Source organism: Phytohabitans sp. LJ34 (assembly GCF_052068095.1).
Lineage (GTDB): Bacteria > Actinomycetota > Actinomycetes > Mycobacteriales > Micromonosporaceae > Phytohabitans.
On the sequence record NZ_JBQHDG010000005.1, the window covers coordinates 21,481 to 41,412 of the forward strand.

General features: G+C 72.3%; 12 protein-coding genes and 1 pseudogene. 7 read left to right on the top strand and 6 right to left on the bottom strand.

From position 1 onward, the window contains the following. Window positions 1-109 precede the first annotated feature (109 nt). Window positions 110-1,954 carry a M48 family metallopeptidase gene (locus tag ACTMTJ_RS10090; protein WP_441215887.1) on the bottom strand — a complete coding sequence of 615 codons (1,845 nt, stop codon included), beginning with the start codon at window positions 1,952-1,954 and terminating at the stop codon, window positions 110-112. A gap of 111 nt (window positions 1,955-2,065) precedes the next feature. Here ACTMTJ_RS10090 and ACTMTJ_RS10095 point away from each other — a divergent pair, with 111 nt between their 5' ends. Both ACTMTJ_RS10095 and ACTMTJ_RS10100 read left to right on the top strand, forming a co-directional pair. Beyond that, complete coding sequence (locus tag ACTMTJ_RS10095) at window positions 2,066-3,046, top strand: DUF4034 domain-containing protein (protein ID WP_441215888.1); 981 nt, start codon at window positions 2,066-2,068, stop codon at window positions 3,044-3,046. A 9-nt stretch (window positions 3,047-3,055) separates the two neighbouring features. Next, window positions 3,056-4,135, top strand: a complete 1,080-nt coding sequence (locus ACTMTJ_RS10100; protein ID WP_441215889.1) for a PHP domain-containing protein — start codon at window positions 3,056-3,058, stop codon at window positions 4,133-4,135. Here the strand turns inward: ACTMTJ_RS10100 and ACTMTJ_RS10105 are convergent. Then, window positions 4,083-5,060, bottom strand: coding sequence for a DMT family transporter (locus ACTMTJ_RS10105; RefSeq protein ID WP_441215890.1), 978 nt, complete (start codon window positions 5,058-5,060; stop codon window positions 4,083-4,085). The genes ACTMTJ_RS10100 and ACTMTJ_RS10105 overlap by 53 nt on opposite strands. A gap of 133 nt (window positions 5,061-5,193) precedes the next feature. Between ACTMTJ_RS10105 and ACTMTJ_RS10110 the strand changes: the two genes are divergently transcribed. Further along, window positions 5,194-6,864, top strand: a complete 1,671-nt coding sequence (locus tag ACTMTJ_RS10110) for a DUF885 domain-containing protein (RefSeq protein ID WP_441215891.1) — start codon at window positions 5,194-5,196, stop codon at window positions 6,862-6,864. 174 nt (window positions 6,865-7,038) lie between these two features. Here ACTMTJ_RS10110 and ACTMTJ_RS10115 read toward each other — a convergent pair whose 3' ends face one another. The 4 genes and pseudogenes from ACTMTJ_RS10115 to ACTMTJ_RS10130 form a co-directional block, all read right to left on the bottom strand. Then, on the bottom strand, window positions 7,039-8,574 hold the full coding sequence (locus ACTMTJ_RS10115) for a DUF6114 domain-containing protein (protein ID WP_441215892.1): 1,536 nt from the start codon (window positions 8,572-8,574) through the stop codon (window positions 7,039-7,041). Further along, window positions 8,546-9,088, bottom strand: coding sequence for a DUF6230 family protein (locus tag ACTMTJ_RS10120; RefSeq protein WP_441216306.1), 543 nt, complete (start codon window positions 9,086-9,088; stop codon window positions 8,546-8,548). The genes ACTMTJ_RS10115 and ACTMTJ_RS10120 overlap by 29 nt, the downstream gene beginning before the upstream one ends. A 440-nt stretch (window positions 9,089-9,528) precedes the next feature. Further along, the gene (gene lon, locus ACTMTJ_RS10125; protein ID WP_441215893.1) at window positions 9,529-11,850 is read right to left on the bottom strand and encodes an endopeptidase La; all 2,322 of its coding nucleotides are present in this window, start codon (window positions 11,848-11,850) and stop codon (window positions 9,529-9,531) included. A 238-nt stretch (window positions 11,851-12,088) separates the two neighbouring features. Beyond that, window positions 12,089-12,589: pseudogene (locus ACTMTJ_RS10130) on the bottom strand (DedA family protein); the annotation flags it as partial. 94 nt (window positions 12,590-12,683) lie between these two features. On the opposite strand from ACTMTJ_RS10130, the gene ACTMTJ_RS10135 reads away from it, so the two are divergent. Genes ACTMTJ_RS10135 through ACTMTJ_RS10150 form a run of 4 tightly spaced genes read left to right on the top strand, consistent with a single transcriptional unit; the run spans window position 12,684 to window position 19,914 of the window. Next, the gene (locus tag ACTMTJ_RS10135) at window positions 12,684-15,545 is read left to right on the top strand and encodes an SWIM zinc finger family protein (RefSeq protein WP_441215894.1); all 2,862 of its coding nucleotides are present in this window, start codon (window positions 12,684-12,686) and stop codon (window positions 15,543-15,545) included. Beyond that, entirely contained in the window at window positions 15,542-16,603 is a 1,062-nt protein-coding gene (locus tag ACTMTJ_RS10140) for an ATP-binding protein (protein ID WP_441215895.1), read from the top strand. The genes ACTMTJ_RS10135 and ACTMTJ_RS10140 overlap by 4 nt, the downstream gene beginning before the upstream one ends. After that, entirely contained in the window at window positions 16,596-18,764 is a 2,169-nt protein-coding gene (locus ACTMTJ_RS10145) for a DUF5682 family protein (RefSeq protein ID WP_441215896.1), read from the top strand. The genes ACTMTJ_RS10140 and ACTMTJ_RS10145 overlap by 8 nt, the downstream gene beginning before the upstream one ends. Next, on the top strand, window positions 18,757-19,914 hold the full coding sequence (locus ACTMTJ_RS10150; protein ID WP_441215897.1) for a VWA domain-containing protein: 1,158 nt from the start codon (window positions 18,757-18,759) through the stop codon (window positions 19,912-19,914). Before ACTMTJ_RS10145 ends, ACTMTJ_RS10150 begins: the two co-directional genes overlap by 8 nt. The last annotated feature ends 18 nt before the right edge of the window (window positions 19,915-19,932 follow it).

Genomic DNA, 19,932 nt, shown 5'->3' on the forward strand with positions numbered 1-19,932 from the left:
AAGCCCACCGGGTGGAGCTTTGTCGGGCGGATGCCCGCGGCCCGCTCCCGGCCGGCGGCTCGCGGAGCCAGCCGAAACCCCCGACGGACATCGCGGTAGCTCAGATCTGCTAGTCGGAGACCCGCTTCAGCACGTCGACGAGGACGTCGCGGCTGTTTTTGGTGATCAGCTCGCTGCTCCACGCCTCCTGCACCGAGATCGTCTGTCCACTGTGCAGTGTGATGTCGGCGCGCAGCGGGACGCTCTTGGTGACGGCGAACGAGGTGACCTCCTCGTACGGCAGGAAGCGGTGGCGCTTGGCGATCTCGTCCGCCGGCGCCGACCCGACCAGCTCCTCCAGCCGGGCCTTCCCCTTGTCGGACTTGCCCGGGTCGCCGACGAACACCAGCCCCTTGTCCAGCACCAGCAGGTCGTGCTCAACGCCGTCGACCTTCACGTTGGCGATCGCGGCGATCACGCCCGCGCCGGTCGCGCTGGCCCGTTGCTCGACCACCACCGCGCTGCCGGGGTCGATGCCGAGGTGGGCAAGCCAGGCGCGGGCCTCACCCACGGTCTGCGGCGACACGGCCCGCGCGGCGATCTCCGCGGTCGGCAGTGGCTGGCCGTCGCGGCCGACGAGGCGGGCCGGCCCGGTCCACGAGTGCTGCCAATAGGCCACATTGGACCGGACCGCGGCGAGCGCGATCAGCATGGCCATCGTGTCGGTGAACCGCTTTGGCACCTCGCGCCGGGTGGCGTCCGGGAAGAGGCTCTCCGCCGCGGCACCGAGCCGGTTGGCGGCGACGATGTCGAGCAGCGCGGACAGGCCGAGCTGGTGGGCGCCGACCGCGCGGCCGATCGCCCGGAAGACCGCGTCCGCCTCGCGCTGCATCGTCGTGGTGGCGGTGGCCGCGGTGAAGTACGCCCACGGCAGCACCTGCCGGTCGCCGACGTTGAGCATCCTGGTCTGCATCGCCCGCCCCGCGCCACGCAGGTCGGGCAGCAGCACGCCGGCCCGGCGGCCGTCCGCCGGACGCGCGACCTCGGGTGTGGCGGCGATCGCGCCGATCCGCTCGCCGATCGGCGGGTGCGTGTCCCACACCGATCCCTCGCTCGGCGGCTCCTGCCCGCGCAGCTCTTCGAGCTCGTCCTTGCGCGCGGCGATCAGCTCGGCGAACCCGCCGAAGAGGTCGTCCGGCGCGTACCCCGATTCCCAGCCCGGCTCGACGTACCGCCGGAAGTAGAAGCCCCAAACCGCGTCGACGACCGGGATCTCGCGCAGCGCGCTGGCCGCGGCGGCCCGGCCGGCGGCGCGGACCGCCGCCTGGTCGGCCTCCAGCTCCTGCCGGCGGGAGGAGGCGTTGTCGACCAGCAGGTACAGCCGGGCGTATCCCTTGAAAACCCAGCCCGCCACGTTGTACTGCCCGATCCGGCTGATCGTGCCGCCGATCGCGAGCCGTCCCCGGTACGCGATCGCGCCGAGCCGGGTGTGCGAGTGCGAGTAGTGGCCGAGCTCGTGCGCGAGCACCGCCCGGAGCTGGTCGACGGTGAACGCGAGGAGCAAGGGCAGTCCGATGTAGAGGGTGCGCCGCCCGCCGATCAGGCCGAGCAGGTGTGCCTCCTCGTACACGGCGGCGTTGACGTCCGGCACGAGCCGGATCTCGTTGGGCACCCGGGTGCCGACGACGTGTGCGAGCTCGTGCACGGTGCGCCACAGCTCGGGCGCCTGATCCGGGCCGACGCTAAGCCCTTCCGGCGGCTTCGGCTTCGCGCGCGCCGCCTTCCACAGCCCGATGGCCACGGATCCGATCGCGGCGATCAGCACCGGCCCGATGAGCTTGACGGCGAGACCGCCGGGCATCAGGGTGCTCAGCCAGACGCCGAACGCGATGGCGGCGACGACCTGTATGAGCGCGACGAGATAGAAGCCGGCGAGCATGAGCACTGACGCACCGGCGCGTACTGCGGCGACCATGCGCTTTCCTCCCCGTGGAAACGTGCGGACAGTACCGAGTTGATCTTTTCTCGGCAACCCCGTCCAGCCCGGTAGAGTCCCCAGGGTCGTCGATACGGGGAGGAAACGATCATGGGGCTGTTCTCCAGGAAACGGCCGGATCAGAGCCAGCAGGCGAGCGACGCGTCGCGGCCGACCATCGACAAAGCCCAGCGCGACCCGGCCGCGCGGCAGCTGATCACCGCGATGGAGCGGCGCGACTGGGCGTCCGCGCGCGGCTTCCTCCAGTCCGTGCGCGACCCCGACGACCACGCCTTCTACATCTCCGTCTGCGCCGACGTCGACGGCGTGCAGGACTGGATCGGCGAGTGGGTGGCGGCCGAGCCGCAGTCCACGCTCCCGCTGCTCGTGCAGGGCGCGCACGGTGTCTTCTGGGCCTGGGAGGCGCGCGGTTCGGCCCGCGCCGAGGCCACCCAGCGGGAGCAGTTCGACCTGTTCTTCAAGCGACTGCGGTTCGCCGAAAACTGCCTCGACGAGGTGGCCGACCGCGACCAGTACGACACCACCGCCCGCGCGTTCTTGCTCACCTCCGGTGTCGGCCGGCAGGTGGACCTCGAGGAGCAGCAGCGCCGCTTCCAGGACGTGGTCAAGCGCCACCCGACGCACAAGTGGGCACACGGCGCGATGCAGCAGTACCTGTGCCGCAAGTGGTTCGGCAGCCACGAGCAGATGTTCGCCTTCGCGCGGCAGACCTCCGGGTACGCCCCGCCCGGCTCGCAGCTGCACGGCGGCCTTGTCGAGGCGCACATCGAGATGTGGCTCGACCTGCCCAGCGGCGAAGACGTCGAGTACATGAAGCGCCCCGAGGTGGGCGCCGAGATCCGGGCCGCCGCGCAGCGGTCGATCTGGCACCCGTCGTACCAGCCGCGCCCGGGCTGGCCGAAGCTGCACAACTCGTTCGCCTTCGCGTTCTGGCAGTGCGGCGACATGCAGGCGGCGATCGACCAGTTCAAGCTGATCGGCTACACGTACATCACCGACCACCCGTGGCACTACATGGGCGGCGGCGACCCGGTCGACTACTACCTGAACGCGTACGGCGGGGGACGGTAGGTTCGGGGCGTGACCACCCGAGACCCCGTCGCCGACCTGCGGCGCATCGCCTTTCTGCTGGAGCGCGCCAACGAGGCGACCTACCGGGTGCGCGCGTTTCGCTCGGCCGCCAAGGCCCTCGCCGCGCTCCCCGCCGAGGAGCTGGCGAGCCGCGCCGCGGAAGGCACGCTCACCAAGCTCTCCGGCGTGGGCGACGTGACCGCGCGCTGCGTGAGCGAGTCGCTCGCCGGCGAGGAGCCGGTGTACCTCCGGCGCCTGCTGGCCACCGAGGGCGTCGACCTCGACGACGCGGCGTCACAGCTGCGCCAGTCGCTCAAGGGCGACTGCCATACCCACTCCGAGTGGTCCGACGGCGGCTCGCCGATCGAGGAGATGGCGCTCGCGGCGGTCGAGCTCGGCCACGAGTACATGGTGCTGACCGACCACTCGCCAAGCCTGACCGTCGCGCGCGGCCTGACCGCCGACCGGCTGCGCAAGCAGCTCGACTACGTGGCGGCGGTCAACGAGGCGCTGCCCGCCGGCTTTCGCATCCTCACCGGCATCGAGGTCGACATCCTGGCCGACGGCTCGCTCGACCAGGACGAGGAGCTGCTGGCCCGGCTCGATGTCGTGGTCGGCTCGGTGCACAGTGGCCTGCGTGACGAGAGCGCCAAGATGACCAGGCGGATGCTGACCGCGATCGCCAACCCCCACCTGGACATCCTCGGTCACTGCACGGGGCGCATGGTCACCAAGCGGCCGAAGGGCGCCGAGGGCGAGGGTGACCGGGGCCACCGCCGGGCGAGCAAGTCCGGCCGGCCGGAGAGCCAGTTTGACGCCGACGCGGTCTTCGCCGCCTGCGCCGAGCACGGCAAGGCGGTCGAGATCAACTCACGGCCGGAGCGGCAAGACCCGCCAAAGCGCCTGATCCGCAAGGCCCTGGAGGCCGGCTGCTCGTTCGTCATCGACACCGACGCGCACGCGCCGGGTCAGCTCGACTGGCAGCGCTTTGGCTGCGAGCGGGCGGCGCTCTGCGGCGTGCTCCCCGAGCACGTCGTCAATAGCTGGCCTGCTGAGCGGCTTGTCGAATGGGCTCGCTCGCACGGCTGACCGGCGGCTTGCGGCGGCGCACCAGGCCCTGCGACACCGCCACGCCGGCGAGGACGACGACCGCGCCCACCGGCTGATACCACGACAGCCGCTCGTCGAGCGCGAGCACGCCGATGACCGTGGCCGCGATTGGGATCACGTAGGTGACGGTCGACGCGGTGCTGGCCCCGGCGAGCCGGATGTTGCGCATGTTGATCACGAACGCGAGGCCGGTGCCGAGCGCGCCTAGCGCGAGCACGCTGCCGATCACGTCGAACGAGAGGCTCGCCGGTGCCGGCGGCGCGCCGACCAGCAGCGGCGTCACGATGGCCAGCAGCACCGTCGCGGCGACAAGCTGGGCCGCCGACAGCGCCACGCCCGACTCGGACCGCCCGGCGACGAACCGCTTCATGTACGGAATGACGAAGCCGTAGCAGGCCGCCGCCCCGAAGCACATGAGCTGCCCGGTGAGGTGGGAGCCGCCGACGCCCTCCCACACGCCGAGGATCGTCAGCACTCCCGCGAAGCCGAGCCCGACGCCCACCGCTCCCCGGCTCGTCAGCCGCTCGGTGCGGAACGCGAACACCGCCATCGGCAGCGCGATGAGCGGGGTCGTCGCATTCCAGATGCCGGCGAGCACCGAGGAGACCCGCTCCTCGCCGTAGCCGAAGAGGGTGAACGGCAGCGCCACACCGATCGCGCCGGCGACGGTCAGGTGGGCCCAGAGCTTAGGGTCGCGGGGCAGCTGGACACGCGTGACCGCGAGCACGACGAGCAGCGTCAGCGCGCCCGTGCCGACCCGGAAGAGCGTGAGGTAGAGCGGGTGTAGCTCGCGCACACCGATTTTGATGAACAGGAAGCTGGCACCCCAGATCACCGCCAGGGCCAGGTAACCCGGCAGGAAGGCCCGAAGACTGAGCCTGTCAGGAGCGGTAGCGGTGGACACTCCTGACACTCTGCCGCAGGGGTACGACGAAAGTCCCGCGCTTTTCGGACCTGGTGATGGCTGTCACTCGGAGCGTTTCGGGGTGACAGGCAATGGCAAGGCGCACGACAGGGGCGTCGCGTAGGGTCGCACCGTGGGACGAATCGATGACCTCGCGGACCGCTACGTCGACGAGTGGGCCGCGCTCAACCCGACCGGCGCCACCTATGCCGGCATCAAGGGCTACGACGACAAGCTGGACGACCTTTCGCCGAGCGGATTCGCGGCCCAGGCCGACCTGACCCGCCGCACGCTGGCCGCGATCGACGCGACCGAGCCGGTCACCGAGCCCGAGCGCGTCGCGAAGGAGGCGATGGCCGAGCGGCTCGGCCTGGAGCTGGAGCGGTACGACGCGGGAGAGGCCGCCAGCGAGCTCAACGTGATCGCGAGCGCGCTGCACGGCCTGCGCATGGTCTTCGATCTGATGCCGAGCGAGGGCGAAGAGGCGGTCGCCAACATCGCTGCCCGCCTGAGCCAGTTCCCGGCCGCCCTGGAGCAGTACAAGGTGACGCTGCGGGAGGCGGCCGAGGCCGGCCACGTGAGCCCGCGCGCCCAGATGATCGAGGTCGCCAAGCAGTGCGACAGCTGGACCGACCCGGACGCCGACAACTTCTTCCACGGGTTCGTCGACGGGCTCGACGCCGGCGACACTCTCACCGCCGAGCTCAAGCGGGGCGCCTCCGCGGCCACCGCCGCGACCGCCGCGTTCGGCGAGTTCCTGCGCAAGACCATGGCGCCGCTCGGGCGGGAAAAGCAGGCCGCCGGGCGCGAGCGCTACCAGCTCGCCTCCCGTTACTTCCTGGGCGCGCGCGTCGACCTCGACGAGACGTACGCGTGGGGGTTCGAGGAGCTGGCCCGCCTGGAGTCGGACATGCGCGCGGTCTCCGCCCGCATCGCCGGCTCGGGCGCCTCGATCGACGACGCCGTCGCCGCGCTCGACGCCGACCCGGCCCGCCGGATCGAGGGCAAGGAGGCGTTCCGCGACTGGATGCAGGCCCTCGCCGACAAGGCGCTCGTCGACCTGCACGGCACCCACTTCGACATCCCCGAGCCGGTCCGCCGCATCGAGTGCTGCCTGGCGCCGACCAGCGACGGCGGCATCTACTACACCGCGCCGAGCGAAGACTTCGCCCGTCCCGGCCGCATGTGGTGGGCGGTGCCGCAGGGCATCACCGCGTTCTCCACCTGGCGCGAGGTCACGACCGTCTACCACGAGGGCGTGCCGGGCCACCACCTCCAGATCGCTCAGACGCTGGTCCGGGCCGAGCTGCTCAACCGCTGGCAGCGCCTGCTCAGCTGGTGTTCCGGGCATGGCGAGGGCTGGGCGCTCTACTCCGAGCGGCTGATGGACGACCTCGGCTACCTCGAGGACCCGGGTGACAAGCTCGGCATGCTCGACGGCCAGGCGTTCCGGGCCGCCCGCGTCATCGTCGACATCGGCATGCACCTGGAGCTGGAGATCCCGCGCGACAACCCGTTCGGCTTCCACCCGGGTGAGCGGTGGACGCCGGAGCTGGGCTGGGAGTTCCTGCGCGCCCACTGCCGGGTGCCGGACGAAAACCTCCGCTTCGAGCTCAACCGCTACCTCGGCTGGCCCGGCCAGGCCCCGGCGTACAAGGTGGGCGAGCGCATCTGGCTACAGGCCCGAGACGACGCCAAGGCGCGCAAGGGTGCCGACTTCGACCTCAAGGAGTTTCACCGCGAAGCGCTCAACCTCGGCTCGCTCGGCCTCGACCCCTTCAAGGCCGCGATGTCCCGCCTCTAGGGACCCTTTCGGAGTCCGGCTTCGGCGCCCGTCGCTTCGAGAAGGTCAAATCCAAAATCGACATTCGAGCTGCCGCGACGTCCGCTCACGCAACGTCACCTCCCGCGCTCGCGGCAAGGTGCGCGCATCCTCGCCCGCGCCGGCCGGCGGCCTACGTGACGAAGCACGCGAGATCTAAGGCGTGTTGACGAGGTCCTTGGCGGTGAGCGTCTTGCAGTCGACGTAGGCGAGCTGGATCTCGACATCGGTGAAGACGATCGGGAGCACCGGCACCGGGACGCCCGGGATCAGCGGCGGCGGCGCGGTCGGCGTGTAGACCTGGGGCAGGCCGAGCAGCTTGCCGGCGAAGCGCGGCGTGAAAAACCGCACGGTGCCCTCGACGGTCAGCGGTTTCGCCTTGATCGACATGCGGCGATTGTTGGGGACGGTCGGCTTCAGCTCGAAGTCGTCCGTCACCGCCTTCGTCATGTTGAACCAGAGCACCTTCATCGTGCCGCCGCCACGCAGCGGGAGGTCGGTCACGCCGTGGTACTCCAGGTTGTAGTTGGTCAGCTTGGAGCCGGTCATGATCGACGGGACGCGGTTGATCGCCTCGATGTCCGCCGGCGGTTCGACCACCCGGGTGAGGATCGGCTTCTCGTCGTCGCCAGGCTCTTCGGCACCAGGTGCGCCGCTTGGCGGGCAGGTGGGTGTGGGCGTGGGGTCGGCCGGCTTGCCGGGCGCCTGCGTGCCGCTCGGGGTGGGAGTCGGGGAGGCCTCGGCGGCCGGCGCCTTCTCGTTTCCACCACCGATCCCGATCAGGTCGCCGATACCTTCGATGATGTCGCCGATGATGTTGCCGCCGCCTTCCTCGGTGCCGCCTTCCGGCGCCGGGGTGGGCGTGGGCGTGGCGGACGGGGTCGGTGTGGGCGTGGCGGGCGGCGCCTCGGGCTTGCAGGGCGCCGCGTGCGCCGGCGTGCCGCCGCGCAGGATCACCGCCCCGGTCAACGCCAGGCTCATCAGCACGACGGCGATCGTGTAGAGCTGAGACCGGCCCGGACCGGGCCGCTGCGTTGGGATCTCGCCGGTCGTGTCTACATCGGACCCTTGCCAGTGGTCGCGCCGCTGCGGCGTCTCGGGCCCGTCCAGCAGGTTGTCCACTGTGGCCTCGTTGGCCGGCTCCGGCTCCTCCGCGGCATCCGGCTCGCTCCCGGCCGGCGCCGGCTCGGGTGGCGCGACCGGCGTCCAGGCGAAGCCCAGCGCGCTGCCCACCATGCCGAGCAGCAGACCGATGAAGAAGCCGCCGAGGTTGACCCCGATGAGGGAGAAGACGGCGGTCATCGCGGCGACGATCGCGTAGAAGAGGCGCTGGCCCGGCGACACCCACATCAGCACGCCGCAGGCGACCAGGATCGTGGGGATCAGCCAGGACAGGAATCCGGTCGGACCCATCTGAAACGTCAGGCCACCCAGGCTCCCCTGCGTGGTCGCGAAGATCTCCAGGCCGGCGAGGATCGTGAACAGGCCGCCCCAGAAGGGTCGGGTCCGCCGCCACACGCGAAAACCCCGCCAGCCGCGGGCAAGGGGGCTGCTCTTCGCGTGCTGCGGCGTCGGGGAAGTCACCAGCTCCTCCAAAGGAGAGATTCGACGGCCGGGCCGGGACAGGGCCCGCGAAGGCGATCGCTCCGCGGGCCCGTGCCGACTACTGCCAGTAGAAGCATTCCTTCGCATCGGCGCCCACGTTGACCTTCAACCTCAGGCCCTTCAGCGTGAACGTGCCGGCGGTGGTCGACCACGCCTCCTGCTGGAGGTCGGTGATGACGACCTTCTGGGCACGCTGTCCGAAGGCACCCGACTGGCCGCCGACGTCGGAGGCGTCCACACCGATGTCGATGTTGGTGAACGTCGCGTCGCCACGCAGCTCTGTCACGTCGAGCAGAAGGTCGGTGGCGGTAGCCGGGTCGCCGTCGCCGCCCGCGTTGATGGTCAGCACGACCGGGAGGTTGGGCACCTTCACCGACTGGCACAGGTCGTACAGCTTCGCGCTCTTGATCCCGGAGATGGCGACCGGGTGCTGGGTGCCGTCCTTCTCCTTGGCGACACCGCCGTACTGCGTGAAGCCGTCACCTTCCAGCTTGCTGGCGGAGACCTTGAAGGTCTGGCCCGAGACGCTGAACGACGCGGCGATCGCGCCGTTGGCCATGCCGAAGATGATGGCGCCGGCGAGAGCTGCCGCCGGGACCATCAGCGCGGCGAAGCGCCGCCATCTGGTGCGCCCCTGCACCAGATTGCCTTGCGGATCCTTCACAAGGTCCTCCTCGATGGGTGCCACCAGCGCGACGGAAGCGCCGGCGGCGGATGGGAGCGTGGGGGAACGCGTATCAGGGCCGCTCCTGCCATTACCAGCCGGTAGCAAGCGCGGTGCCGATGTTCTCGCGAAGCGACCCGGGTCACAAGACCCTTGCTACTGGTTGGTAACACTTTCGTGGAAGACTGATTCGGGACCTGTCACCTGCTGTTATGCCCTAATGACCAGATCAGGGGTGACAAATCCACCTTAAGCGACCATCGGGTACGACAGCGCTCACCCGCCGTAGTGGATTTGTCGAGTAGTTACGATTCCGTAACGACAGCGACCCCGCCCCGCGGCCGGAACCGCGGAGCGGGGTCTGCGAAAGGGATTCGTCAGGCGGCGACGAGAGCCGGAGCCCGCTCCTCCGCCGGCCGCAGGGCCAGTTCGAGTACGTCGGCGACGTCACCGAACGTGTGGATCGTGAGCGCCTCGCGCACCGCCTCCGGCACGTCGTCCAGGTCGGGCTCGTTGCGCGCCGGGATGATCACCTCGGTCAGCCCGGCCCGGTGGGCGGCGAGCAGCTTCTGCTTCACCCCGCCGATCGGGAGCACCCGCCCAGCCAGCGTGACCTCACCGGTCATGCCGACCTCCGGACGCACCGGGCGTCCCGAAGCGAGCGACGCCAGCGCCGTCACCATCGTGATGCCCGCGCTCGGGCCGTCCTTCGGCACCGCGCCGGCCGGGAAGTGCACGTGGATCCGGCGCTTGGCCAGCGAAGCCGCGTCGATGCCCAGCTCCGCGCCGTGCGAGCGCAGGTAGGACAGCGCGATCTGCGCCGACTCCTTCATCACGTCACCGAGCTGGCCGGTCAGGGTCAGCCCCGGCTCGCCCTCCATGGCGGTGGCCTCGATGAAGAGCACCTCGCCGCCCGCACCGGTCACCGCGAGACCGGTGGCCACGCCAGGCACCGCCGTGCGCTCCGCCGTCTCCGGGGTGAACCGCGGCCGGCCCAGGTAGGTGGCCAGGTTGCCGGCGTCGACCCGGATGGGCTCGCCGCCGTCCGCCAGCGCGACCGCGACCTTGCGCAGCACCTTCGCGAGCGCGCGCTCCAGCTGCCGCACCCCCGCCTCGCGTGTGTGCTCGGCGGCGATCTCGCGCAGCGCCTCGTCGGCGATCGTGACCTCGTCGGCCGTCAGGCCGGCCCGCTCCAGCTGCCGCGGCAGCAGGTGGTCGCGCGCGATGGCGACCTTTTCCTCCTCTGTGTAACCGTCGAGCGTGACGAGCTCCATGCGGTCCAGCAGCGGGCCGGGGATGGTCTCGATCACATTGGCCGTGGCGAGGAAGAGCACGTCGGACAGGTCCAGGTCGACCTCGAGGTAGTGGTCGCGGAACGTGTGGTTCTGCGCCGGGTCGAGCACCTCGAGCAGGGCCGCGGCCGGGTCGCCGGCGAAGCCGACGCTCAGCTTGTCGACCTCGTCGAGCAGCACGACCGGGTTCATCGAGCCGGCCTCGCGCAGCGCGCGGACGATGCGGCCGGGTAGCGCGCCGACGTAGGTACGCCGGTGGCCACGGATCTCCGCCTCGTCCCGGATTCCGCCGAGCGAGACCCGGACGAACTTGCGGCCCAGGGCCCGCGCGACCGACTCACCGAGGCTTGTCTTACCGACGCCGGGCGGGCCGGCGAGGGCCAGCACGGCGCCAGAGCCACGGCCGCCCACCACGTGCAGGCCGCGGGAGGCACGGCGGTTGCGCACCGCCAGGTACTCCAGGATGCGGTCCTTCACGTCGGCGAGGCCGGCGTGGTCCGCGTCGAGCACCTCGCGTGCCGCGCCGAGGTCGGTCTTGTCCTCGGTACGGGTGTTCCACGGCATCTCGAGGACGGTGTCCAGCCAGGTGCGGATCCAGCCCGCCTCCGGCGACTGGTCGCTTGCCCGTTCGAGCTTGCTGACCTCGGCGAGCGCGGCCTTGTGCACGTTTTCCGGGAGGTTGGCCGCCTCGACCCGGGAGCGGTAGTCGGCGGAGCCGTCCGGCTCCTCCTCGCCGAGCTCCTTGCGGATGGCGGCGAGCTGCTGGCGCAACAGGAACTCCCGCTGCGACTTCTCCAGCCCTTCGCGGACGTCCTCGTTGATCCGCTCGGTGACCTCCTGCTCGGCGATCGTCTCGCGGACCCAGCCGACCAGCAGCTCCAGCCGGGCGGTCACGTCGGTGGCCGCCAGCAGCTCGACCTTCTGCTCGTTGGAGAGCCAGGGGGCGTAGCCGGCCGAGTCGGCCAGCTCGGAGAGGTCGGTCATCCGCTCTACCGCGTCGATGACCTGCCACGCACCGCGGCGTTGCAGCAGGGCGGAAACCAGCGCCTTGTACTCGCGGGCCAGCTCCTTCGCCTTAGCGGAGGGCGGCGCCTCGGTCAGCTCGGCCGCCTCCACCCAGAGGGCCGCACCCGGACCCGGCACGCCGGAGCCGATACGCGCCCGCGCGAGACCACGGATCACCGCCGCGGGCTCGCCGGTAGGGAGCCGTCCAACTTTCTCTATCGTCGCGATCGTGCCCACCGAGCCGTACTCGCCGTCGAGCCGCGGCACGGCCAGCAGCTTCTTGCCGGCCGACGTACGGGCGGCGTCGATCGCGGCCTGTGTCGTCGTGTCGAGGGTGACCGGGATGACCATGCCGGGCAGCAGCACCGCGTCGGTCAATGGCAGAACCGGAAGTGTCGTCATGAGGTTCGCCCCGTCCTTGAGTTGAGCTTGTACGGCTCAAGTTACGAACGGTGCGCTCTGTTCCATCCAGTACCTCATTTGTGATCGCTGCCACAGCCGGCTCCGCAATGGCCAGCCTGCGGCGGGCGCCGAAGAGGGCGACCCAGCCGAAGCCGAGGCCGACGGCGATCGTGGCGACCATCGTGGTGGTGGTGCCGCCGAGCACGCCGCCCACCGCCTGCCCGAGCATGCCGAGGCCGACGTAGAGGACGCCCCACAGCGCCGCGCCGAGCGTGGCCGAGCGGAGGAAGCTGCGGTACGACATCCGGAGCCCGCCGGCGGCCAGCGGCACCAAGGTGTTCAGGACCGGCAGGAACGGCGCCACCATGACCATCCGGGCACCTTCGAGGCGGAGCGCCCGCTCGGCGGCGGCCCACCGGGCCTCGCCGATCCAACCCCCGATACGCCCGCCTCGAACCCGGTCGCCGAGCTGCCGCCCGACGAGGAAGACCAGCGACCAGCCGGCCAGGCAGCCGACCACGATGGCCAGGAAGACGCTGCCCCCGCCGAGCGGCCCGCGGGCGCCGAGCGCGGTCAGCACCACGACGTCGCTGGGCACCAGGATGCCCACCAGGGGAATCGCGTCGAGCACCATGATCACGCTCAGCGCCACGGTGAAGACCACCGTCGGCAGCTCCCCGACCCACCCCAGCCACTCCGTCATGCCAATGACGCTATGGGCGTATCTATATCCGCACATCAGGGCCGCGGCCCGGAGCGGCCCCGGTAACCGACCCTGAGATCGTCTCGGGGTGGGCCCCCGAGATGTCGCACGGGCGCACTACATTTCTGCGGTGCCGATCGAACGGTGGAGCACCGCGCAGGTGCTCGCGCTCGCTCCGGATACCAGCTCCGCGCGCGCCGCACAGGGGGTCAGCGCCGCCACGAAGTGGGAGGTCACGGGGCGCGACGACGACGTGCTCTGGGGGCTGTGCCGGGGCAGCGGCAAGCATCCCTACCAGGCCTGCGTCGACCTGACCGAGCCGGCATACCGGTGCTCCTGCCCGAGCCGCAAGTTTCCCTGCAAGCACGCGCTCGGCCTGATGCTGCTGTGGTCGGCCGGCGGCGCACCCGACGCGGCGGCACCCGACTGGGTCGCCGAGTGGCGGGCGTCCCGAGCCGCCCGCGCGGCGCGTACCCCGGCCACCGCCCCGGCACCCCGTGGCTCGGCTGACCCGGAGGCCGCGCGTAAGCGGGCCGAGCAGCGCGCCGACCGGATCACGGCCGGCCTCGACGAGCTCGACCGGTGGCTCACCGACCAGGTCGCCCATGGGCTGGCCGGGTCCGAGCGGTCCGGCTACGGGCCGTATGAGGCGATGGCCGCGCGCCTTGTCGACGCACAGGCACCCGGTGCGGCCAACGCGGTGCGCCGCCTGGGACGGATCGCCGGCGTCGGTCAGCACTGGGCCGACCGGCTGCTCGGCGAGCTGGCCCTCCTGCGCCTGCTCGTCGCGTCGCATGCCCGGCTCGACGAGCTGCCCGCGCCGCTGGCCGCCACCGTGCGGTCCCGGGTCGGCATCCCGGTGCCCACCGACGAGGTGCTGGCCGGCCCCCGGGTTCGCGACCGCTGGCACGTGCTCGGCCAGGTCGACCTCGCCGACGAGCGGCTGGCGACCCGGCGCACCTGGCTGCACGGCGAGGAGTCGGGGCGGTTCGCGTTGCTGCTCGCGTTCACGCCGATCGGGCAGGCGTTTCCGGCCGACGTGGTGCCCGGCACGATCCTCGACGCCGACCTGTGCTGGCACCCGGGCAACCTGCCGATGCGCGCGCTCGTCGCGGAGCGGCACGCCACGCTCCAGCCGGAGGGGCCGCCAGCAGGGGCGGTCGGCGTCGCGGCGGCGCTCGCCGGCTGGTCCGCGGCGGTGGCGGCGGAGCCGTGGTGTGAAAACGTGCCGATGCTGCTCGGCGGCGTGACGCTCACCGACGACGGGCACCTCGTCGACGCGGCCGGTGACGCGCTGCCGCTCAGCGCCGGATACGACCAGCCATGGTGGCTGCTCGCCGGGAGCGGTGGCCGCCCAGTGACGCTGGCCGGGGAGTACGGTCCGGGCGGGTTCCGGCCGCTCGCCGCCTGGCCCGACGGGCGATACGTGCCGGCCCCGATCGGCCCCACCGGCGACCGGCGCGGTCCCCAGCTGCCGCCCGACCTGCTCTCCGCCGCGCTCGTCGGCACCGAGCGCCGGCCGTACGAGGGAGGGGCGGTCGGCGGGGTGCTGCTCGGCGGGCGCGGGCCGTCCGGGCTGCTGGAGGGCGCCGCGGTCGCACTGGCCTACGCGCGGGCCGGTGTCACGCCCGTGCCCGGCCGGCTGCCGATCGAGCCGGCGCCCGACGAGATCGCCCCGCAGGTGCCGGCCGCCGCCGGACGCCGGCTCGCCCTGCTGCTCAGCGACGGCGGCGTGCCCGGCGGCACCGAGGTGGCGCTCGGCCTGCTCGGCGACTGGCTCGGCCACGCGGCCGACCTGGGCTATCGGGTGCCGCCCGAGCTGCTGCCGCCGCTGCTCGACGCGGGCCGGCGGCGCACCGCCCTGCGCCCTGCGCTCGGCGCCGTCGCCGGTCGCCGCGGCGGCTGGCTCGCCGCCCGGCGGGCCGACTGGCGCTACCTGCTGACCGAGGCGACCGCCGATCCCGATCCGCAAGACTGGGCGACCGGCACACCGGGCCAGCGCCTGGCCTACCTGGCCGCCGTGCGGGCCACCGACCCGGCCGCCGGCCTCGCGCTGCTGAGCGAGACCTTCGACATCGAAGACCCCGACGACCGTGCCCGGCTGCTCGGCGCCCTGGCCACCGGGCTGTCCCTAGCCGACGAGCCGCTGCTGGAGCGGGCGCTCGACGACCGGCGCAAGGAGGTGCGCGCGGTCGCCGCCGACCTGCTCTCCATGCTCCCCGGCTCGGCGCTGAGCCAGCGGATGGCCGAGCGCGCGCTTGCCTGCGTGCGGATCGAGCGCCGCGCGCTGGGTCGCGACCGGCTCGTGGTCACCCCGCCCGGCGAGTGCGACGCCGCGATGCGGCGCGACGGCGTGCAGCCCAAGCCGCCGCGGGGCATCGGTCCGCAGGCCTGGCTGCTGGAGGAGATCCTGGCGCGCACCCCGCTGGATACCTGGACCACCGCCTTCGCGCGCACCGCCGACCAGGTGCTCGCCCTGCCGGTCGCCGACCACTGGGGCCCGACCCTCCACAAGGGACTCGCTCGGGCCGCGGTCGTGCAGCGCGACCCGGCCTGGGTCACCGTGCTGGCCGACGAGATGTCCCGCCCGGTCAACAAGGACCAGGACCCCTACGACGAGGCGCTGACCGCACAGCTCTACGAGGCGCTGCCGCCGGAGGCGCTGGCCCGGTACGCCGCGCAGGCGCTGGGCCGCGATCCGATCCGCGCGCACCGGCTGCTCGCCATGCAGACCGGGCCCTGGCCGGACGACCTGGCCGTGGCCGTGCTCGACGCGATCAAGGTGCTGGCCGCCGGCGAGCGCCACGCGTGGCACATCGGCGAGCTGTGCCGCACCGCCGCTCCTTCGATGCCGGTGAGCTTCGCCGGCCGGGCCGCCGCGCTCGCCGAGGCCCTGCACGCCGCCGACCCGCCGACCCGCCAGGCCATCGCCGTCGCGCAGTTGGCCGCCGCTCTGACCTTCCGCCGCGAGATGTACGAGGAGCTTCGATGACGGTAATGCGACCGCACGCCGAGCAGCTGTTCGCCGACGAGCTGGCCGCGCTCGCCGCCGAGGACGACCGGCCGCGCCCGCCCGGCTGGCGGCTGTCGCCGCAGGCCGTGGTGACCTACCTGCTCGGCGACGGCGGCAAGATCACGCCTAAGTACATCGGGCCACGCCGGCTCATGGAGGTCGCGGTCGCCACGCTCGCCACCGACCGGGCGCTGCTGTTGCTCGGCGTGCCGGGCACGGCCAAGACCTGGGTCTCCGAGCACCTCGCCGCGGCGATCTCCGGCGACTCGACGCTGCTCGTGCAGGGCACGGCCGGCACGCCCGAGGAGGCGATCCGCTACGGGTGGAACTATGCCCGCCTGCTCGCCGAGGGCCCGACGGCCGCGGCGCTCGTGGCGAGCCCGGTGATGCGCGCGATGGAGCACGGCGGCATCGCGCGGGTCGAGGAGCTGACCCGGGTCCCCTCCGACGTGCAGGACACGCTGATCACGATCCTGTCGGAGAAGACGCTGCCGATCCCCGAGCTGGGCAGCGAGATGCAGGCGGTCAAGGGCTTCAACATCATCGCCACGGCCAACGACCGCGACCGGGGCGTCAACGAGCTCTCCAGCGCGCTGCGCCGGCGGTTCAACACGGTGGTGCTGCCGGTGCCGGCCTCCGCCGACGAAGAGGTCGACATCGTGGCCCGCCGGGTGGCACAGCTCGGCCGCTCGCTGGAGCTGCCCGAGGTGCCGCCGGCGCTGGAGGAGATCCGCCGCGTGGTCACCGTCTTCCGTGAGCTGCGCACCGGTCTCACCGAGGATGGGCGCACCAAGCTCAAGTCGCCCACCGGCACGCTCTCCACCGCCGAGGCGATCTCGGTCATCACCAACGGCTGGGCGCTGGCCGCGCATTTCGGCGACGGCACGCTCCGCCCGCGCGACGTGGCGTCCGGCATCGTCGGCGCGGTGGTGAAGGACCCGACGACCGACACGGTGGTGTGGCGGGAGTACCTGGAGACGGTCGTGCGCGAGCGCGACGGCTGGTCCGCTTTCTACCGCGCCGCGCGCGATGCCTGAGCAGTTCTACGGCGTACGCCATCACGGCCCCGGATCGGCGCGGGCGGTGTTGCGCGCGCTCGACGAGCAGCGTCCCGACGTGCTGCTCATCGAGGGGCCGCCGGAGGCCGACGAGCTGGTGCGCTGGGTCGCCGACGAGCGGCTGGAGCCGCCGGTGGCGCTGCTCGGCTACGCCGCCGACGATCCGCGCCAGGCGGCGTACTGGCCGTTCGCCGTCTTCTCGCCGGAGTGGCAGGCGATGCGGTGGGCGGGCGCCCACGGCGTACCAGTGCGGTTTTTCGATCTTCCTTACGCCTATCGCCTGTCGCGTCGCGAGGAGGCCGAGCGGCCCGAACGCCCGGCCGACCCGATCGGCGACCTCGCCCGCGCCGCCGGCTACGACGACCCCGAGCGCTGGTGGGAAGACGTCGTCGAGCACCGGGGCGCGCCGGCCTTCGAGGCGATCGGCGAGGCCATGGCGGCGATCCGCGCCGAGTCCGAAGAGGACCCCGAAGACTTGGTACGCGAGGCGTACATGCGCGGTGTGCTCCGCGAGGTGCGCAAGTCGCACGACAACGTGGCGGTGGTCTGCGGCGCGTGGCACGTGCCGGCGCTGACCGCCAAGGTCACCGCCGCACACGACACCGCGCTGCTCAAGGGGCGCAAGAAGACCAAGGTCACGTTTACCTGGGTGCCGTGGACGTACGGGCGGCTGGCGTCGTGGCAGGGCTACGGCGCGGGCGTGCGCTCGCCCGGCTGGTACCACCATCTCTTCACCACGCCCGACGAAGTGGTGACGCGGTGGCTGGTGGCGGCCGCCGGCATCCTGCGCGAAGAGGGTGTGCCGACGTCGTCCGCGCACGTCATCGAGGCGGTCCGGCTCACCGAGGCGCTCGCCACGCTCCGCGGCCGCCCGCTGGCCGGGCTCGCCGAGCTGACCGAGGCGACCCGCGCCGTGCTCTGCGACGGCGACGAGCTGCGGGTCGAGCTGATCGGCCGGCGGCTGGTCGTGAGCGAGCGCCTCGGCGAGGTGCCGGATGACATGCCCGCGGTGCCGCTGGCCCGCGACCTGGCCGCGCAGCAGCGCAGCCTCCGCCTCAAGGCCGAGGCCCTCGAACGCGCCCTCGACCTCGACCTACGCCGCGAGATCGACCTGGCCCGCAGCCGGCTGCTGCACCGGCTGCGGCTGCTCGGCATCCCGTGGGGCGAGCCGCTGGGCGGCACCCGGGGCAAGGGGACGTTCCGCGAGGAGTGGCGGCTGCGGTGGCTGCCGGAGTTCGCGGTCGCGGTGGTCGAGGCGGGCGGATACGGCACGACCGTGCCCAGCGCCGCCACCGCCAAGGTCACCGAGGCCGCCCGCGCCGCCGAGACGCTCGCCGAGGTGACGCCGCTCGTCGAGGTGTGCCTGCTCGCCGACCTGCCCGAGGCGACCCCGGCGGTGCTCCACGCGCTCGACACCCGCGCCGCGCTCGACACCGACGTGGCACACCTGATGGGCGCGGTGCCGCCGCTGGCCCGCACGCTGCGCTACGGCGACGTGCGCGGCACCGACGTGAGCGCGCTGCGTACGGTCGCCGAGGGTTTGCTGGTGCGCATCTGCGTCGGGCTGCCCGGCGCGGTCGCGTCCCTCTCCGACGAGGCGGCCGCTTCGCTGCGCACGCAGATCGACGCGGTACACGGCGCGTTGGGGCTGCTCGACCAGCCGGAGATGCGCGAGCGGTGGCTCGACACGCTCGCTGGGCTCGCCGCCTCCGACCAGGTCCACGGCTTGATCACGGGCCGGCTGACCCGCCTGCTGTACGACGCCGACCGCCTCGGCGCCGGCGAGACCCGGCGCCGCATGGGCCTGGTGCTGACCGCGGGTACGCCACCGGCGCACGCGGCGCACTGGGTGGAGGGCTTCCTGGCGGGCGGCGGCCTGCTGCTCGTACACGACGCGGCCCTGCTGTCCCTTGTGGACGAGTGGCTTTCCGAAGTGGCGGCCGACTCGTTCACCGACGTGCTGCCGTTGCTGCGCCGCACGTTCGGCACGTTCGCCCCGCCCGAGCGGCGCTCGATCGGCGAGCGGGTACGCGGCGGGGTCACCGCCGAGGCGGTCGCCGCCGAGATCGACCACGAGCGGGCCGCCCTCGTCCTGCCCACACTCTCCACATTGCTCGGACGGGAGATTCGCCATGGATGAGCGCTCGCGCAGGTGGCGGCTGGTGCTCGGCGGCGCGGCCGAAGAGTCGCTGGGTGAGCTTGGCGGCAACGAGGCGGCCATGGACGCGGCGCTGGCCGCGCTCTACGACTCGGGCTCGGGCGACGCCGAAGGCTCCCGGCGCCAGCGCTCGGCCGGTCTCGGCGCGTCCGCACCCCAGGTGGCGCGGTGGCTGGGCGACATCCGCGAGTACTTTCCCAGCACCGTCGTGCAGATCATGCAGTCCGACGCGATCGAGCGGCTCAACCTCACCAGCCTGCTGCTGGAGCCGGAGATGCTCGACGCCGTCGAGCCCGACGTGCACCTCGTGGGCACGCTGCTCTCGCTCAACAGGGTCATGCCCGACCAGACCAAAGACGTCGCCCGCCAGGTGGTGCGCAAGGTCGTCGACGAGCTGGAGCGGCGCATCGCCAACAAGACCAAGGCCGCGGTCACCGGCGCGCTCAACCGCGCAACGCGCGTCAACCGCCCGCGCCACGCCGACATCGACTGGGACCGTACGATCCGGGCCAACCTCAAGCACTACCAGCCGGAGTACCGCACGATCGTGCCGGAGCGCCTGGTCGGATACGGGCGGCGCACCACGGCTGTGCAGCGCGACGTCGTCCTCTGCGTCGACCAGTCCGGGTCGATGGCCGCCTCGGTCGTCTACTCAGGAGTGTTCGCGGCGGTGCTCGCGTCGATGCGCTCGCTCCGCACGTCGCTCGTCGTCTTCGACACCGCGGTCGTCGACCTGACCGACCAGCTGCACGACCCGGTCGAGGTGCTCTTCGGCACCCAGCTCGGCGGCGGCACCGACATCAACCGGGCGATCGCCTACTGCCAGGAGCTCGTCACCCGCCCGCGCGACAGCATCTTCGTGCTGATCAGCGACCTGTACGAGGGCGGCATCCGGGCCGAGATGCTGCGGCGAATCGCCGCGCTGGTGGAGGCGGGCGTCCAGGTGGTGGTGCTGCTCGCGCTCTCCGACGAGGGCGCCCCGGCGTATGACCACGACAACGCGGCCGCACTGGCGTCGCTGGGCGTGCCCGCGTTCGCGTGCACGCCGGATGCCTTCCCCGACCTGATGGCGGCGGCGATCGAGCGCCGCGACCTGCGTGCGTTCGCCGAGCGCTTCGCGTCCGGGGCTTGATCTTGCACCGCGCAGGGT